Annotated in this window: 12 protein-coding genes; 2 read left to right on the top strand and 10 right to left on the bottom strand. The window is 70.6% G+C overall.

Translation table 11 applies throughout. The features are described 5' to 3' along the window. Positions 1-2: 2 nt before the first annotated feature. Positions 3-2,153 (bottom strand): beta-galactosidase, encoded by a 2,151-nt coding sequence (locus tag LR269_RS15970; RefSeq protein ID WP_231431742.1) that lies wholly within the window; start codon positions 2,151-2,153, stop codon positions 3-5. A 151-nt stretch (positions 2,154-2,304) separates the two neighbouring features. On the opposite strand from LR269_RS15970, the gene LR269_RS15975 reads away from it, so the two are divergent. After that, a complete protein-coding gene (locus LR269_RS15975) occupies positions 2,305-2,961 on the top strand; it encodes a GntR family transcriptional regulator (protein WP_231431743.1) in 657 nt (218 codons plus the stop codon). A 585-nt stretch (positions 2,962-3,546) separates the two neighbouring features. Here LR269_RS15975 and LR269_RS15980 read toward each other — a convergent pair. From LR269_RS15980 to LR269_RS16020, 9 genes are all read right to left on the bottom strand, one after another. Further along, positions 3,547-5,301, bottom strand: coding sequence for an amylo-alpha-1,6-glucosidase (locus tag LR269_RS15980; protein ID WP_231431744.1), 1,755 nt, complete (start codon positions 5,299-5,301; stop codon positions 3,547-3,549). Positions 5,302-5,303: 2 nt separating this feature from the next. Next, entirely contained in the window at positions 5,304-6,245 is a 942-nt protein-coding gene (locus LR269_RS15985; protein WP_231431746.1) for a carbohydrate ABC transporter permease, read from the bottom strand. Beyond that, a complete protein-coding gene (locus LR269_RS15990; protein WP_231431747.1) occupies positions 6,242-7,213 on the bottom strand; it encodes a carbohydrate ABC transporter permease in 972 nt (323 codons plus the stop codon). The genes LR269_RS15985 and LR269_RS15990 overlap by 4 nt, the downstream gene beginning before the upstream one ends. A gap of 2 nt (positions 7,214-7,215) precedes the next feature. After that, positions 7,216-8,496: a sugar ABC transporter substrate-binding protein gene (locus tag LR269_RS15995; RefSeq protein ID WP_231431749.1), complete on the bottom strand. Its 1,281-nt coding sequence runs from the start codon at positions 8,494-8,496 to the stop codon at positions 7,216-7,218. A gap of 346 nt (positions 8,497-8,842) precedes the next feature. Further along, positions 8,843-9,898, bottom strand: a complete 1,056-nt coding sequence (locus LR269_RS16000) for an aspartate-semialdehyde dehydrogenase (RefSeq protein WP_231431750.1) — start codon at positions 9,896-9,898, stop codon at positions 8,843-8,845. A 182-nt stretch (positions 9,899-10,080) separates the two neighbouring features. Continuing rightward, positions 10,081-11,355, bottom strand: a complete 1,275-nt coding sequence (locus tag LR269_RS16005; RefSeq protein ID WP_231431751.1) for an aspartate kinase — start codon at positions 11,353-11,355, stop codon at positions 10,081-10,083. Between the two features lie 112 nt (positions 11,356-11,467). Next, positions 11,468-11,851, bottom strand: coding sequence for a nuclear transport factor 2 family protein (locus tag LR269_RS16010; RefSeq protein ID WP_231431753.1), 384 nt, complete (start codon positions 11,849-11,851; stop codon positions 11,468-11,470). A 166-nt stretch (positions 11,852-12,017) separates the two neighbouring features. After that, the gene (gene recR / locus LR269_RS16015; RefSeq protein WP_231431754.1) at positions 12,018-12,614 is read right to left on the bottom strand and encodes a recombination mediator RecR; all 597 of its coding nucleotides are present in this window, start codon (positions 12,612-12,614) and stop codon (positions 12,018-12,020) included. Between the two features lie 3 nt (positions 12,615-12,617). Further along, entirely contained in the window at positions 12,618-14,969 is a 2,352-nt protein-coding gene (locus tag LR269_RS16020) for a DNA polymerase III subunit gamma and tau (protein WP_231431756.1), read from the bottom strand. Positions 14,970-15,060: 91 nt separating this feature from the next. Between LR269_RS16020 and LR269_RS16025 the strand changes: the two genes are divergently transcribed. Continuing rightward, positions 15,061-15,420 (top strand): TraR/DksA C4-type zinc finger protein, encoded by a 360-nt coding sequence (locus tag LR269_RS16025; RefSeq protein WP_231432376.1) that lies wholly within the window; start codon positions 15,061-15,063, stop codon positions 15,418-15,420. Positions 15,421-15,422 lie beyond the last annotated feature (2 nt).

Genomic DNA, 15,422 nt, shown 5'->3' on the forward strand with positions numbered 1-15,422 from the left:
CCTCAGTCGGTGGTGTCGGACAGGGTGATGAAGGGCGGCTTCGCCGCGCGCGGGGTGGCGAGCACGGCGGCGCCGAAGCGCGGGAGGGCGAGGGTGCGGCCGTCGGTCGAACCGGTGAGCAGGTCGCGCGCCCCGGCGGGCACGTCGACCGTGATCTCGCGGCGGCCGTGGTTGAGCACGAAGGTGTAGTCGGTCGTCTCGTCGCTGCGGGTCACCGCCTCGAGGTCGAGGTCGATGCGCTCGCGCGCCGGCAGGCCGGCCGCGGCGAGCACGTCGCGGAAGAGGGCGATCAGCCCGTCGCGCTCGAGCACGCAGCTGACGTACCAGGCGGTGCCACTCGGTCGGTCGAGGAGGGCGGAGCCCGTATCGAGCCCACCGCCCTCCGCGGGATCCGTGGTCTCGAGACGCTCGCTTCGCGCGCTGCCCGAGCGACGGATGGTGATCGCCGCTCGGCCGTCGAGCTCGCCCGAGGCGTACTGGGCGAGCACCTCGGTGCCGTCGTGCACCTCGATCCACTCGCCCCAGGTCGGGGCGTCGAACTCGGCGCCGGTGACGAACGCGACGCGCTCGGCGATCCCGTCGGGCACCGGCCACTGCTCGTCGACCTCGACACCCAGGAGGCCCCGCAGCGGGCCGGGCGCTCCCCCGTCGTGCACCTTCTCGGTGTCGTCGACGACGCCCGAGAACGGACCGACGACGAGCTGGCCGCCGCGTGCGACGAAGTCGGAGAGCGCCTCGGCCTGCGAGGCATCCGAGACGTACAGGTTCGGCACCACGACGACGTCGTAGCCGTCGAACGGGCCGGTCGCCCGCACCGTGTCGACCGCGTGCCCGAGCGCGTGCAGCGCCGCGTGCCAGGCGCGGGCCTGTGCGAGCCAGTTGAGCCGCTGCGAGGGCAGCGACTCGGTCGCCGACGAGCCCCACCACGAGTCGTGGTCGACGACGAGCGCGACGCGCGAGCGCACGCGGCTGCCGCGCACCGGCTCGAGGCGCTTCAGCTCGGCGCCGAACGCCTTCGCCTCCTGGAACGAGCGGGATGCCTCGCCGCGGTGCCCGACCATCGCCGAGTGGAACTTCTCCTGCCCGTACTTCGCCTGGCGCCACTGGAAGACCATCGCCCCGTCGGAGCCGTGGGCGATCGCCTGCAGGCTGCCGATCCGGTACTGGCCCGGTGCCTTCGGCACGTTGACGTCGCGCCAGCTGACGCCGCTCGGTGCCTGCTCGAGCAGCAGCCACGGCCGCCCGCCCTTGAGTGAGCGCATGTAGCCGTAGTTGAGGGCGGCCGGCACGTGCGCGAGCGGGTCGGCGGGGTCGGGGTACGCATCGTCGGTGACGAGGTCCTCGGCCGCGGCGAAGTCCCAGTAGTCGAGGTCGCGCAGGATCGACATGAAGTTCGTGGTGACGCCGATCTCGGGCGTGACCTCGCGCAGGATGTCGACCTCGAGCTGGAAGAGCTCGAGCAGCGCGTCCGACGAGAAGCGCTCGAAGTCGAGCAGCTGCGTCGGGTTCACGGGTCCGGTCGAGCGGCGCGGCGCCTCGATGTGCGCCCAGTCGGTGTAGCGCTGGCCCCACACGTTCACGCCCCATGCCTCGTTGAGTCCGTCGAGGTCGCCGTAGCGGGCCTCGAGCCAGCGGCGGAAGTGCGCGGATGACTCGGGGCACCAGCAGCGCGAGACGTGATCGCCGTACTCGTTCGAGACGTGCCAGAGCGCGAGCGCCGGGTGTTCGCCGTAGCGTTCGGCCATCGCGCGCGTCATCCGCGCCACGTTCTCGCGCCAGACCGGAGAGCTGGGGCAGTACGCCTGGCGCGAGCCGAACTCGAGGCGCTGGCCGTCTTCGTTCGACGGCAGCATCTCGGGGTGGCTGCGGATGAGCCACGACGGCGGGGTCGCGGTCGCGGTGGCGAGGTCGACCTTGATGCCGCCCTCCCACAGGAGCTCGATGATGCGGTCGAGCCAGCCCCACTCGTAGACCCCGGGCGCGGTCTCGAGCTGCGGCCACGAGAACACCGGGAGGCTCACGATGTTGACACCGGCATCGCGCATGAGGCGGATGTCTTCGTGCCAGACCTCCTCCGACCACTGGTCGGGGTTGTAGTCGCCGCCGTAGGCGAGCGCGTCGAGGCGGATCGGCCGAGGGGACTCGTCGGTCACACCTGCTCCTCTCTGAGTGCGCGGGGATGTACAGTCTGCGGTGCAGAATGTATTCTGTATACAGACACCGTAAACCGGATGCCGGAAGCGGTCAAGCCCGGGCTGAGCCCTAGGCTTACCGCGACGGCCGAGGGGTCCGAAGGGCGAACACATGGCGATCGAACGCAAGAACCTGCGCTCGCAGGTCCGTGAGGAGTTGCTCGCGCGCATGCGCGCGGGCGAGGTGCAGCCGGGTGAGGGCATCAACGAGGTGCAGCTCGCCGGCGAGCTCGGCGTGAGTCGAACGCCGCTGCGAGAGGCCCTCATCGCCCTCGAGAGCGAAGGCCAGATCACGAGCGAGAACGGCAAGGGCTTCCGCTTCGTGCCGCTCAGCGCGAGCGAGTTCGAGGACCTCGCTCCCGTGATGGCCGCCCTCGAGAGCCTCGCGCTCGAACTGAGCCCGGTCGACGAGCTGCGCGAGATCGGCACCCGCCTCTCGAAGCTCGCCGCCGAGTTCGACCAGGAGGTCGTCGAGCACGCCCTCGTGGTCACGAAGGACGACGAGTGGCACGGCATCATGCTCTCGGCCTGCCCGAACCGCCGCCTCCTCGATGTGATCGAGAGCGTGCGCGGGGCGTTCCACCGCTACGAGTCGCTGCTTGTGCCGAACAACGTGATGATCGAGCGCGTCGCGGCCGAGCACGCCGCCATCGCGGCCCGTCTCTCCGAGGGCGACGTACCGGGCGCGGTCGCCGCGCTCAAGGTCAACTGGCTGCACGGCATGCGCCGCATCCTCGACAACGCGTCGAGCCCCTACTTCACCGCGTAGGTCGGTCGAGTGGGGCGAAGCCCGTATCGAGACCACCACTCCTGGAGGTCGGTCGAGTAGTCGCGAAGCGCCGTATCGAGACCACGACTCGTGAAGGTCCTCAGGTCTCGGCGCCGAGTACACGAAGCGGCGTCGGCCCGTGACGCTCGTCTTGCGGCAGGAGTTCGACCGGATCGACGAAGCGTACTTCGCGGAGAAGCAGGTGCAGGGTGGGGCCGCGCCAAGCGCCTCGCCCTGATCGAGGGACGATTCGACCTCTTGCCCGCGCTGGCGAAGAAGCGATTCCCGAAGAAGACGGACGGGTAGGAGCTATCGCGTGTCGGTGATCCCGATACGGCGCTGTGCGCCTACTCGACAGACCGGAAGCGTGCCCGGCGCTCGCGCGTTCGGTGGTTGACTTGGGCGCATCCGGCGAGGAGAGCCGCGGCGCCGAGGGCGACCGCGGGAGCGAGCAGTGTGCGTGTTCTCATCTGACTTCCTTGTCTGGTTGGGAATTGCATTGCTGAGCGTCGGTCGAGCAGGCGCGCAGCGCCGTATCGAGACCGCGGATGCCTCGGGGCGGCGGTCTCGATCTGCGCTTCGCCGCTATTCGGCCGACGATTCGGAGAGCTCGACCGCGAGGTCGATGAACAGCGCTGCCGACCAGCCGAACGCGGTGGTCGCGGTCGGCGCCTTCTCGCCCGTGAGCGGGTTGAAGTACTCGTGCGGCCCGCCGCCGTGCACGACGAGTGCGACCGTGCGCTCGGCGAGGTCGTGCGCGAGATCCTCGCGCCCCGACGCCCGCAGGCCTTCGACGATGAGCCGGTTGGTGTTGACCCACACCGGCCCCCGCCACATGCGCGTCGCCGAGAAGTCGGGGTCGGCGGCCGAGACCGTCGGCACCGACCAGGGCAGCGCGTACCGCTCGGGATCTCCGAGCGCCTCGACGAGCGCCGCGAGCACGGGCTCGGGCAGTGCTCCGGTCAGGAGCGGCATGAACCCGACGATCGCGTCGCTCGCGACCGCTTCGCCGGCCGCGCGGGCCTCGAAGCGGCCGGATGCCTCGTCCCACATGCCGAGCAGGAGCTCGAGCGTGCGCGCGGCACGTGACCGGTGCGCCGCGGGGTCGCCGGCGGCGTCCGCCCCGTAGCGCTCGGCGAGCCGGGCGAGTTCGAGGTCCTGCAGCACGAGGTAGGCGCCGAGGTCGGGCGCCGTCGTCGGCAGCGGGCCGTCGAAGATCGGGCTGTCGTCGAGTCCCGACGAGTAGGGGTGCCCGTACTCGGGCATGCCGTCGCCGTCGAGGTCGCTGCCCGAGAACCACCAGTCCTGCGACCGGCGGATCACGGCGAGCTGCCGCTCCGCCCATTCGGGGGCATCCTCGACCTCGAGCACCTTGCCGAGCGCCCAGGCCGCGAGCGGCGGCTTCGTGAGCGGCACCGGGGCGTTCGGGTCGGCGATCTGCGACCCTGCACGCCGCAACCGGTCGCGGTCGGCCTGCGGCAGGTCGTCGCTCGTGGCGAGCACGCCCTCCTCGTGCACGACGTCGGGCAGCTGCCCGTTCTCGCTCGGGAACCGGAACGCGATCTCGAGCTGCTCGCGCGCGAGCTCGGGGTCGCCGTGGCGCAGGCCCATCGCGATGAAGTACGCGTCCCACTGCCACACCCCGACGTAGCCGACCTTCGACGGCACGACGCCGCGCGCGTCGCCGAGGCCGGGCAGTTCGACGATGTTCGCGCCGAGCACCCACCAGCAGAACGCGGCCATCTGCTGCAGGTCGTCGCGCACGAGCGGGCACTTCGCGAACCAGTCGAGCCACAGGCCCTCGGTGCCCGCGAGGTCGTCACCGTGCGACGTGGATGCCTCGTGCCGCACGCCGCGGTCGGCCGCCACGTGCAGGCGCACCGAGGGCGCCTCCGGCGCGAGCTCGACTCGGGTCGACTCGCCGTCGGGGGTCGTCCACTCGACCGAGAGGCCTGCGCCTCCGCCGACCGACAGGGCACCGGCCCCGGCGAACGTGAGCGTCGCCGCGCCGTCGCCGAACTCGATCGCGTGCGGCAGCACCCCGGTGACGGGCAGCGCCAGCCCCGAGGCATCCCGCACGGTCAGTTCGTCGATGACGCGGCAGTCGTCGAGCCGGCGCTCGTACTCCGACGTGTGCACGCGCACGGCCGAAGCAGGGGCGCCGGCGCCGACGCCCCCACGCGCTTCGACCGCCGCGCGGTCGGCCCGGAACACGAGCACGCGCGAACGCGGCAGGGTGAACGGGGCCTGCACCAGGTCGAGGTGGCGGCCGGCGAGGCCGGCCAGCGCCGAGGCATCCATGGTCTCGATACGGCGCTGCGCGCCTGCTCGACCGGCCAACGTCATCGCCCTCCCAGTCCCGAGGCGGCCATGCTGTTGAGGATGCGGCGCTGCCCGATGACGAACACGATGAGCATCGGGATCGTCGAGATCGCGCTCGCGGCCATCACGAGGCCGTAGTTCACCGAACCGAACTGTCCCTGGAAGCTCGACAGCAGCAGCGGCACCGTGAACAGGTCGGGCGTGTTCAGCAGCACGAGCGGGAACAGGAAGGCGTTCCACACGTCGAGCGCGACGATGATGCTGAGCGCCGCGAGACCCGGCTTCAGGTTCGGCAGGATGATGCTCCAGAAGATGCGCCAGCGTCCGGCGCCGTCGACGAGTGCCGCCTCCTCGAGCTCCCTCGGCAGGCTCAGCACGAACTGGCGCATGAGGAACACTGCGAACGGGTTCGCAAGCAGGCCGGGCACGATGAGCGCGAGGTGCGAGTCGACCCAGCCGAGCTGCGTCATGAGCAGGTAGAACGGGATGAGCGTGACCTGCTTCGGGATCATCTGCGTCGCGAGGAACACGATGAACAGCACCTTCGCGCCGCGGAAGCGGATGCGCGCGAACGCGTAACCGGCCATGGCGGCCGTGAGCAGCGTGCCGGCCACGACGAGCGCGGCGATGTACAGGCTGTTGAGGTACGCCTGGCCGAACGGCACCGCGTTCCAGGCATCGACGTAGTTGTCGAACGTCCAGGGCTGCGGCAGGAACGCGAGCGGGTCCTGCAGCAGCTGCGGCAGCGTCTTGAACGAGGTCAGCAGCATCCAGAGGAACGGGAAGACCATCGCGAGGCCGCCGACCACGAGTGCGACGTGCAGCACGGTCGAGCTGAGGCGGCGCTTGCCCTTGCCCGTGCGGGGCGCCGACGGGCGGTACCCGGGCGCGCTCATCGCGACCGTCGAGTCGGTCAGCGGCGTCTGCGTGCCGTCGGCGAGGCGCGGATTCGTGAGACTCATGCTTCGTCGTCCTCGTAGTGCACGAACTTCTTCTGGGCGCCGAATTGGATCGCCGTGATGATGAGCGTCAGCACGAGCAGGATGACGCTCGCCGCGCTCGACGGCCCGATCTCGAACTTGCCGAAGCCGAGATCGTAGATGTGGTAGACGATCGTGCGCGTCGCGTTGTCGGGCCCGGCGTTCTGCACGAGCACGTAGACCGTGTCGAACGTCTGCAGCGAGGAGATGAACGCGACGACCGACGAGAAGAACACGATCGGCGAGAGCAGCGGCAGGCGGACGCTCGTGAACAGGCGCCACGGACCGGCGCCGTCGATGCGTGCGGCCTCGATGACCGAGGGTGAGATGTTCTGGAGGCCCGCGAGGAAGATCACCACGTTGAGGCCGAGCGACGACCAGATCGTCACGATGCAGACCGCGAGCAGCGCGAGCTTCGGGTCCTGCAGCCAGTCGGGCGGCGCGATGCCGAAGATCTTCGAGATCGCCGTCGAGAGCACGCCGTCGCCGCGGAACATCTGCTGCCAGATCATCGCGACCGCGACGGTCGACGTGACGACCGGTGCGAAGAACAGAATGAGGTAGAGCGTCCGCGTCTTCAGCTTCTCGAGCGCGACCGCGATGATCACGGCGAGCCCCAGGCCGATCGGCACGGTGACGAACGCGATGATCAGCGTGTTGACGATCGACTTCCAGAGCAACTCGTCCTGGAACTGGGCCGTGAAGTTCTCGAACCCGACCCAGGTCAGGTCGCCGAGGCCGTCCCAGCTCGCGAACGCGAGCACGAGGCTCGCGGCGAACGGCACGACTACGAACAGCGCCATGCCGAAGAGCTGGGGCGCGATGAAGACGTACCCCCAACGCCGGTCGCGGCGACGCCAGGCCGGCTCCTTGCGGAACCGGCCCGGCGTGGGGGCGGATGCCGCAGGGAGGTCCTGCAGCATCCGCTCACCGGAAGCGATCTGACTCACGTCTATTCGCCCGACTTCTCCGCGACGAGGTCGGCGGCGGCGTCCAGCGTCGCCTGCGCGTCGGCCTTGCCCTCGTAGAGCTTCAGGAACTCGTCGCTGATGTCGATCGAGAGCCCGGGCACGCGCGCCTCGGGGGCGTAGTCCTCGAAGCCGATGTCGCGCATGTCGAGGAAGGTCTGCGCGTGCGCGGGGTAGCCGTCCTCGAGCACGACCTCGTCGGCGCCCTTGATCGACGGGACCGCGTTGCCGCCGCCCTCGAGCCGGAACTTCTGGCCCTCGGCGCTCAGGAACTCGGTCCAGAACGTGAACGCCGCATCCTTCGCGTCGGTCTTGCCGTTGATCGCGAGGTACGAGGCGGCGACGCCCGTCGGGGCCTCCTGACCGTCAGGAGTCGGCCAGCGAACGATGTCGTAGTTGTCGGGGTTTCCGGCCGTCTGGACGGTTCCGATCGTGTAGCGACCCTGCACGAAGAAGCCCGCCTTGTCGGTCACGAAGACGCTGTCGGCGCCCGCGCCCTCGGGCAGCGTGTCGGCGACGACGAACGTGCCGTCCTGGAAGAGACCGCCGAACTCGTCGAGTGCCTTCACGCTCGCGGCGTCGGTGTTGGCCGTGAACGCGCCCGACTCGTCGTACGGCGCAGGCAGGCCCTGCGACGACAGCCAGCTCCAATGGGTGGCCCAGTAGTTCCAGAACATCGTGCCCGTGAGGCCGGCGTCCTTGAGCTTGGCGTTCATCTCGAGGTACTTGTCGGTCGTCCACTCGCCGTTCTCGGCGAGCGTCGCCGGGTCTTCGGTGATGCCGGCCGCCTCGAGCGCCGCCTTGTCGTACCAGAGCACGTCGGGGTTCGAGTCGTTCGGGGCGCCGTAGTACTCGCCCTCCTTCTCGGCCACGCCGAACAGGCCCGGGTAGAAGTCGTCGGGCTTGGTCTGGCTGTCCTTCGACTCCATGAGCTTCTTGAGCGGCATGAGCCGGCCCGAGTCGACGAACTGGCCCATCTTGTCGTCGCCGACGTAGAACACGTCGGGCGCCGTGTTGCTTGCGAGCTGGGCGAGCAGCTTCGAGTGGTAGTCGCCGTAGTCGGCCACCGGCTGGAGCTTGACGGTGATGTCGGGGTGGCGCTTCATGAACTCCTTGTTGAAGTCCTCGTAGCGGGTGAGCTCCTCTGCGGTGCCCCAGGTCGACCACACCACGGTGTTCTCGTCGTTGCCACCTCCCCCGCCGCTGCACGCCGCGAGTCCGATCGCGATGGCGCTCGCAGCACCGATCGCCAGCAGACGCCTCATCTTCGAGTTCGAGCGGGCCATTCCGCTACCTCTTTCGTCATTGCAGGAGGAGCCGGCGTGGGGAGCCGGCGTGAGGGGGATTGCTCGTCATTATTCTGTATACAAAACTCAATTCCGTCAAGGTGCGGCAGGTCACGAACGCGCAACGGCATACCCAGTCGGTGCGTCATTCACGTGCGGAGGCGTGTCGCACCCGGTTCTGCGCGATGCCGATGCGCGAAACGCCGCTCCACTCCTGACTTGCGCACGGACGCGCGAGTTCACACTGCTCGGCGGCGCGCAAACGACGGATGCCCCATGGCCGATCGGCCACGGGGCATCCGTGTCGTACTGGGTGAGGTGAACGCTAGACGCGCGCCGGCAGCTTGGCGGCCACCAGCTCCGCGATCTGCACGGCGTTCAGCGCCGCGCCCTTGCGCAGGTTGTCGTTCGAGACGAAGAGCACGAGGCCCCGGCCGTCGGGCGCCGACTGGTCCTGGCGGATTCGGCCGACGTAGCTCGGGTCGTTGCCCGCCGCCTGCAGCGGGGTCGGCACGTCGGAGAGCGCGACGCCGGGCGCGTCGGCAAGCAGCTCGGTCGCGCGCTCGGGCGTGATCGGGTTCGCGAACTCGGCGTGGATCGACAGCGAGTGGCCCGTGAAGACCGGCACGCGCACGCACGTGCCGGCGACGAGCAGGCCCGGCAGCTCGAGGATCTTGCGGCTCTCGTTGCGGAGCTTCTTCTCCTCGTCGGTCTCGTTGTCGCCGTCGTCGACGATCGAGCCCGCGAGCGGGATCACGTCGAACGCGATCGGGCGCACGAACTTCTCGGGCTCGGGGAACTCGACGGCGGCACCGTCGTGCACGAGGCCGATCGCGTCCTGCGCCACGGCGGCGCGGGCCTGCTCGAGCAGCTCCTCGCCGCCGGCGAGCCCGGCACCGGAGACGGCCTGGTAGGTCGAGACGATGAGACGCTCGAGCCCGGCCTCGTCGTGCAGTACCTTGAGCACCGGCATCGCGGCCATGGTGGTGCAGTTCGGGTTCGCGATGATGCCCTTCGCGGCCTCGTCGATCGCGTGCGGGTTGACCTCGCTGACGACGAGCGGCACCTCGGGGTCCATGCGCCAGCCGCTCGAGTTGTCGATGACGGTCACGCCGGCGGCCGCGAACCGCGGCGCCTGCGCCTTCGAGAGCGTCGCGCCGGCGGAGAAGATCGCGAGGTCGAGACCGGTCGGGTCGGCGGTCGACGCGTCTTCGACGACGATCTCCTCGCCCTTGAACGGCAGCGTCGTGCCCGCCGAGCGCGCCGACGCGAAGAAGCGGATCCGCGCGACCGGGAAGTCTCGCTCCTCGAGCAGTCGCCGCACGACCGCGCCGACCTGGCCGGTGGCGCCGACGACGCCGATGTTCACACCATTGCTCATGTCACCCTCTTGCTTTCGAGTTCTCTTCAGTTTGCAGGACTTCGGATGTGCCGCAGGCCGGATCGCGTGAATCCGGCCCGAATTGGCAGCATTCCCCTGATTCGGGGCGGGATGCCTCCTGGCCTGGCCTTCGGCCGGCCGCCGCCGGCCGGCAGTCGGCATGCGCCCGAGGCATCCGGCGTCTAGCGGCCCGTGCCCCCGTGCACGACCGCGTCGTCGTCGCCGTCGAGGTCGAAGGCGGTGTGCACGGCGCGGGCGGCGGCGTGCACGCTGTCGGCGCGCGTGACGACCGAGATTCGGATCTCGCTCGTGGAGATCATCTCGATGTTGATGCCCGCCTGGTAGAGCGCCTCGAAGAGCTTCGCCGAGACCCCTGTCGCCGAGCGCATCGCATTGCCGACCAGCGAGAGCTTGCCGATCTGGTCGTCGTACTGCAGCGCCTCGAAACCGATCGCGTCCTGCGCGCCGGCGAGGGCGGTGAGCGCCTTCTCGCCGTCGGCCTTCGGCACGGTGAACGAGATGTCGGTGCGGCCGGTCGCGGCGGCGGAGACGTTCTGCACGATGACGTCGACGTTCGCGTTCGTGCCGGCGACGATCTTGAAGATCTTCGCCGCGGCGCCCGGCTTGTCGGGCACTCCGACGACCGTGATCTTCGCCTCGGACAGGTCGATCGCGACTCCGGCGATGACGGACTCTTCCACAGCTGCTCCTTCGGGAAGACGCGAGGGGTCGTAGACGATCGTCCCCTCGTTGTTGTTGAACGACGAGCGCACGTGCAGGGTCACGCCGTGGCGGCGTGCGTACTCGACGGCGCGGATGTGCAGGACCTTGGCGCCCGACGCGGCGAGTTCGAGCATCTCTTCACTCGTGATGCGATCGAGCTTGTGCGCCTTCTTCACGACGCGCGGGTCGGAGGTGAAGACGCCGTCGACGTCGGTGTAGATCTCGCAGACGTCGGCGTCGAGCGACGCGGCGAGGGCGACGGCGGTCGTGTCGCTGCCGCCGCGGCCGAGGGTCGTGATGTCGCGGGTGTCGCGGTTGAAGCCCTGGAAGCCGGCGACGATGACGATGGCGCCCTCGTCGAGCGCCTCGCGCAGGCGGACGGGCGTGACGTCGACGATGCGGGCGGCGCCGTGCTGGGCGTCGGTGATCATGCCGGCCTGGCTGCCGGTGAAGCTGCGCGCCTCGTGCCCCATGCTCTTGATCGCCATCGCGAGCAGCGCCATCGAGATGCGCTCGCCGGCCGAGAGCAGCATGTCGAGCTCGCGCGGCGCGGGGATGGGCGTGACCTCGTTCGCGAGGTCGAGCAGCTCGTCGGTCGTGTCGCCCATGGCGGAGACGGCGACGACGACGTCGTTGCCCGCCTTGCGCGTCTCGACGATGCGCTTCGCGACCCGCTTGATGCTCTCCGCGTCGGCGACGGACGACCCGCCGAACTTCTGCACGATCAAGCTCACGGGGCCTCCAGGGGGTTCTGGGCGCGCGCGGGCCGACGGGCCCGTCGTCGGATGCTTCATCATACGGCGGCCCGCATGCACGCCCCGCCATGTGACGCCGGGCGGCGCCCGCTCACTCGCCGTGCGGGCGCGGCATGTACCACTCGGTGAACTCGGACGCACGGCCGTCGGGCGCGAAGCGGATCACCCACAGGTTGAGGTAGTCGCGTTCGGCCGGGTACTCGGTGCGCCCCTGCACGAGCGCGAGGTCGGATGCCTCGTGCACGGCGCTCCACTCGAACGACCACTCGCCGTCGGCGTCGGCGTGCTCGAGCCAGCCGGTGACGATGCCCTCGTGCCCGCGCAGGGGTTCCGCGTCGGGCGCCAGGAGGTAGATCGCGTCGTCGGTGAAGAGGGCGCGGATGTCGTCGGGGTCGTTGCTGCGCCACGCCCTGACGTACCCGTCGACCCAGGTCGCGGTGCGTTCGGATGCCTGCTCGCGCTTCGTCTCGGTCATGCCTTCGGTCTACGCGCGCCGCGGGCGTGCGTCAACCGCCCGGCGGCGCACTCCCCCCGCCGGCTCGCGCCGAGCTCACCCGCCGAACGTGCGGTCGCGGCCCTGAATCGGACGACGAGTGCACGCTCGACGCGAGGGGCTTCCTTCGAACGATGGAATGGGCCCGTCAGGTGACGACGCGACGCCCTTCGAACGCACGACCGAGCGTGACCTCGTCGGCGTACTCGAGGTCGCCGCCCACCGGCAGGCCCGAGGCGAGTCGCGTCACCTTGATCTCGAGGGTGGTGAGCAGCCGGCTGAGGTAGGTCGCCGTCGCCTCGCCCTCGAGGTTGGGGTCGGTCGCGATGATGACCTCGGTGACCGAGCCGTCGGCGAGCCGCTGCATGAGCTGTCGGATGCGCAGCTCGTCGGGGCCGATGCCGTCGATCGGGCTGATCGCGCCGCCGAGCACGTGGTACAGCCCTCGGAACTCGCGGGTGCGCTCGATCGCCACCACGTCCTTGGCCTCCTCGACGACGCAGATGAACGACGGGTCGCGCCGCGGGTCGCGGCAGATCGAGCAGGTCGCCTGCTCGGAGACGTTGCCGCAGATCTCGCAGAAGCGCACCTTGTCGCGGATCTGGAGGAGGATCTCGGCGAGGCGCGAGACGTCGAAGTGCTCGGTCTGCACGATGTGGAACGCGATGCGCTGCGCCGACTTCGGCCCGATGCCGGGCAGCCGGCCGAGCTCGTCGATCAGTTCTTGGACGATGCCTTCGTACACGGGCTACACACGCTCCCCGAAGCCGCTGCCTGGGACCTCGATCTCTTCGAGGAAGGTCGCGCCGAGCACCTCGCGGACGACCGCCTCGCCGTACCGCTGGATACCGCCGTCGGTCGTCGCGGCCGCCTGGCGCGGCCGGCTCGGTGCCGGCCGTGGGGCTGTTGCGGGCCGGGTCGGCGCAGGCGGGTCGAACCGCTCGGGTTCGGGACCGGGATCGAACGGCGGCTCGTCGTCGATGGGCGGCGCCTCGCTGTCGTCGGGCACGAAATCGGGCGCGTCGCTCGTGGCCTCGGGGCGAGTGCCCGGAGCGACCGGCGCCGGCTCGGCGGCCGGTCGCTCGGCGAGTGCGGTCGCGGTGCGGGCGAGCGGCGCGGCCGTGCCCGCGTCGGATGCGGGTTCGGGGTCGCGCGGAATGGCGACCGTCGCCCACGAGTCGACGGGCCCCGACGAGGCGGGCGTGACGGTGCTCGGCGCGTTCGGCGTCGCGTCGACCGCGGGCGCCGAGGCCCCTGCCCGATTCGGCGTCGCGGAGTCTGATGCCGGGCTCGCCGGCGCGGCGACCAGCGCCCCGGCGCCATCGCCGCTCGGGCGCGTGGGTGCCGACGGGGGCGTCTCGGGACGTGCGGAACCGCCCGGCGCGCCGCCGCCGATGACGCGCGGGACGAACTTGACCGTCACCCCGAGCACCTCGTCGATCGCCGCACGGAGCAGCTCGGCCGAGTTCTGCGCACCTGTGCCGTTGCGCAGGCCCTCGACGTCGCCCGCGCTCGTGAAGCCGAGCACGAGGACTGCCTCGTCGGTGCGGTACTCGAGCACCTGGGCCGTCAGCGCCGCCATCCATGCCGTGCGCTTCTTGCGCTGGAGCACGCTCAGCACCTCGGGCCAGGCGTCGCGCATCTGCTGCACGGTGATCGGCCCGCTCGGACGCACGAACGCCGGTTCGGCCGGGGACGTGTCGGCCACCGGAGGCCCGGCCGACGGTTCGGCGGACGCCGGAGGGGTCTCGGGCATGACGGCCGAGATCACCTCGGACGCCCGGGCGGGCTCGGCCGCCGCGGGCTCGGTACCGCGGGCGGGGCGCGCGGGCTCGACCGGGACCCGCGGTGCCTCGGCGGCGCGCGGAGCCGGCGCCTCGGCTCGGACGGCAGCGGGCGTGCCGGCAGGCGGCGCGATCGGCGCCGCCGCTCCCCCGGCGCCGACCTGGCGCTCGAGGCGCTCGACGCGCGCGAGCGCACCGCGCTCGGTGTCGTCGCTCGACGGCACGAGCACGCGCGCGAGCATGAGTTCGAGATGCAGGCGCGGGGAGGTCGCACCGGTCATCTCGGTGAGGGTCTGGCTGACGAGATCGGCGACCCGGGAGAGCTCGGCCGGGCCGAACGACTGCGCCTGCACGGCCATGCGCGCCAGTTCGTCTTCGGGGACGCCCCGCAGCACGGCGGCCGCGGCCTCGGGCGTCGAGGCCGCGACGACGATGAGGTCGCGCAGCCGCTCGAGCAGGTCTTCGACGAATCGACGAGGGTCTTGGCCCGTCTGCACGACGCGGTCGGCCGCAGCGAACGCGCCGGCGGCGTCGTGCGCGCCGATCGCGTCGATGACCTCGTCGAGGAGGGCCCCGTGCGTGTAGCCGAGCAGCGCGACCGCGCGCTCGTAGTCGATCGCCGAACCCTCGGAGCCCGCGATCAGCTGGTCGAGCAGCGACAGGGTGTCACGGGGCGACCCGCCGCCGGCCCGCACGACGAGTGCGAGCACGCCGGGTTCGACCGCGATGCCCTCTTCGTTGCAGAGCTGCTGCACGTACTCGAGCATCGGCGCGGGCGGAACGAGCCGGAACGGATAGTGGTGCGTGCGCGACCGGATCGTGCCGAGCACCTTGTCGGGCTCGGTCGTCGCGAAGATGAACTTGATGTGCTCGGGCGGCTCTTCGACGATCTTCAGCAGCGCGTTGAAGCCGCCGGAGGTCACCATGTGCGCCTCGTCGATGATGAAGATCTTGTAGCGGTCGCGCGCGGGGGCGAAGATCGCCCGCTCGCGCAGGTCGCGGGCGTCGTCGACACCGCCGTGGCTCGCCGCGTCGATCTCGACGACGTCGAGCGAGCCGCCCCCGCCGCGCGACAGCTCGACGCAGCTCGGGCACACACCGCACGGGGCGTCGGTCGGCCCCTCGGCGCAGTTGAGGCAACGCGCGAGGATGCGAGCGGAAGTCGTCTTGCCGCACCCGCGCGGCCCGCTGAACAGGTAGGCGTGATTGACCCGATCGGTGCGGAGCGCCGTCATCAGCGGCTCCGTCACCTGGGACTGGCCGATCATCTCGGCGAACGTCTCTGGCCGGTAGCGGCGATATAGGGCGGTGACCACGCATCAATCGTAGTTGCCGCGTCCGACACGGCATCCGGATGCCTCGGGCGTACGATGCTCGGACGGAAGGAGCGTGATCACGGTGACGACGATGACCCCGGCTCAGCTCGAACGGTTCCAGGCCCGGTTGCTCGCCGAGCGTGCCGACGCCGAGGAGCGCGCCGCCGAGTTCGACGACCAGATGAGCGAGGTCCGCCATGCGCGGTCCGAGGCGAGCGCCGACGACGAGCACGACCCCGAGGGGCCCACGATGACCCAGGAATGGTCGCAGCGCACCGCCGTGCTCGCCGACGTGCAGGCGGAGCTCGCCGACATCGACCACGCCCTCGCCCGCATCGCCGACGGCACCTACGGCGTCTGCGCCCGCTGCGGCAAGCGCATCACCGTCGCCCGGCTCGACGCCCGGCCGACCGCGACGCTCTGCATCGACTGCGCACGCCTCGCTCGGTGACG

Origin of the sequence: Agromyces sp. S2-1-8 (assembly GCF_021129215.1) — a bacterium.
GTDB classification, from domain to species: domain Bacteria; phylum Actinomycetota; class Actinomycetes; order Actinomycetales; family Microbacteriaceae; genus Agromyces; species Agromyces chromiiresistens.

Bases quoted from the DNA above. Each gene is read 5' to 3' on its own strand.
- LR269_RS15995 (WP_231431749.1), bottom strand. From the start codon at position 8,496: ATGAGGCGTCTGCTGGCGATCGGTGCTGCGAGCGCCATCGCGATCGGA.
- LR269_RS16010 (WP_231431753.1), bottom strand. From the start codon at position 11,851: ATGACCGAGACGAAGCGCGAGCAGGCATCCGAACGCACCGCGACCTGG.
- LR269_RS16025 (WP_231432376.1), top strand. From the start codon at position 15,061: ATGACCCCGGCTCAGCTCGAACGGTTCCAGGCCCGGTTGCTCGCCGAG.
- LR269_RS16000 (WP_231431750.1), bottom strand. From the start codon at position 9,898: ATGAGCAATGGTGTGAACATCGGCGTCGTCGGCGCCACCGGCCAGGTC.
- LR269_RS15985 (WP_231431746.1), bottom strand. From the start codon at position 6,245: ATGAGTCTCACGAATCCGCGCCTCGCCGACGGCACGCAGACGCCGCTG.
- LR269_RS15975 (WP_231431743.1), top strand. From the start codon at position 2,305: ATGGCGATCGAACGCAAGAACCTGCGCTCGCAGGTCCGTGAGGAGTTG.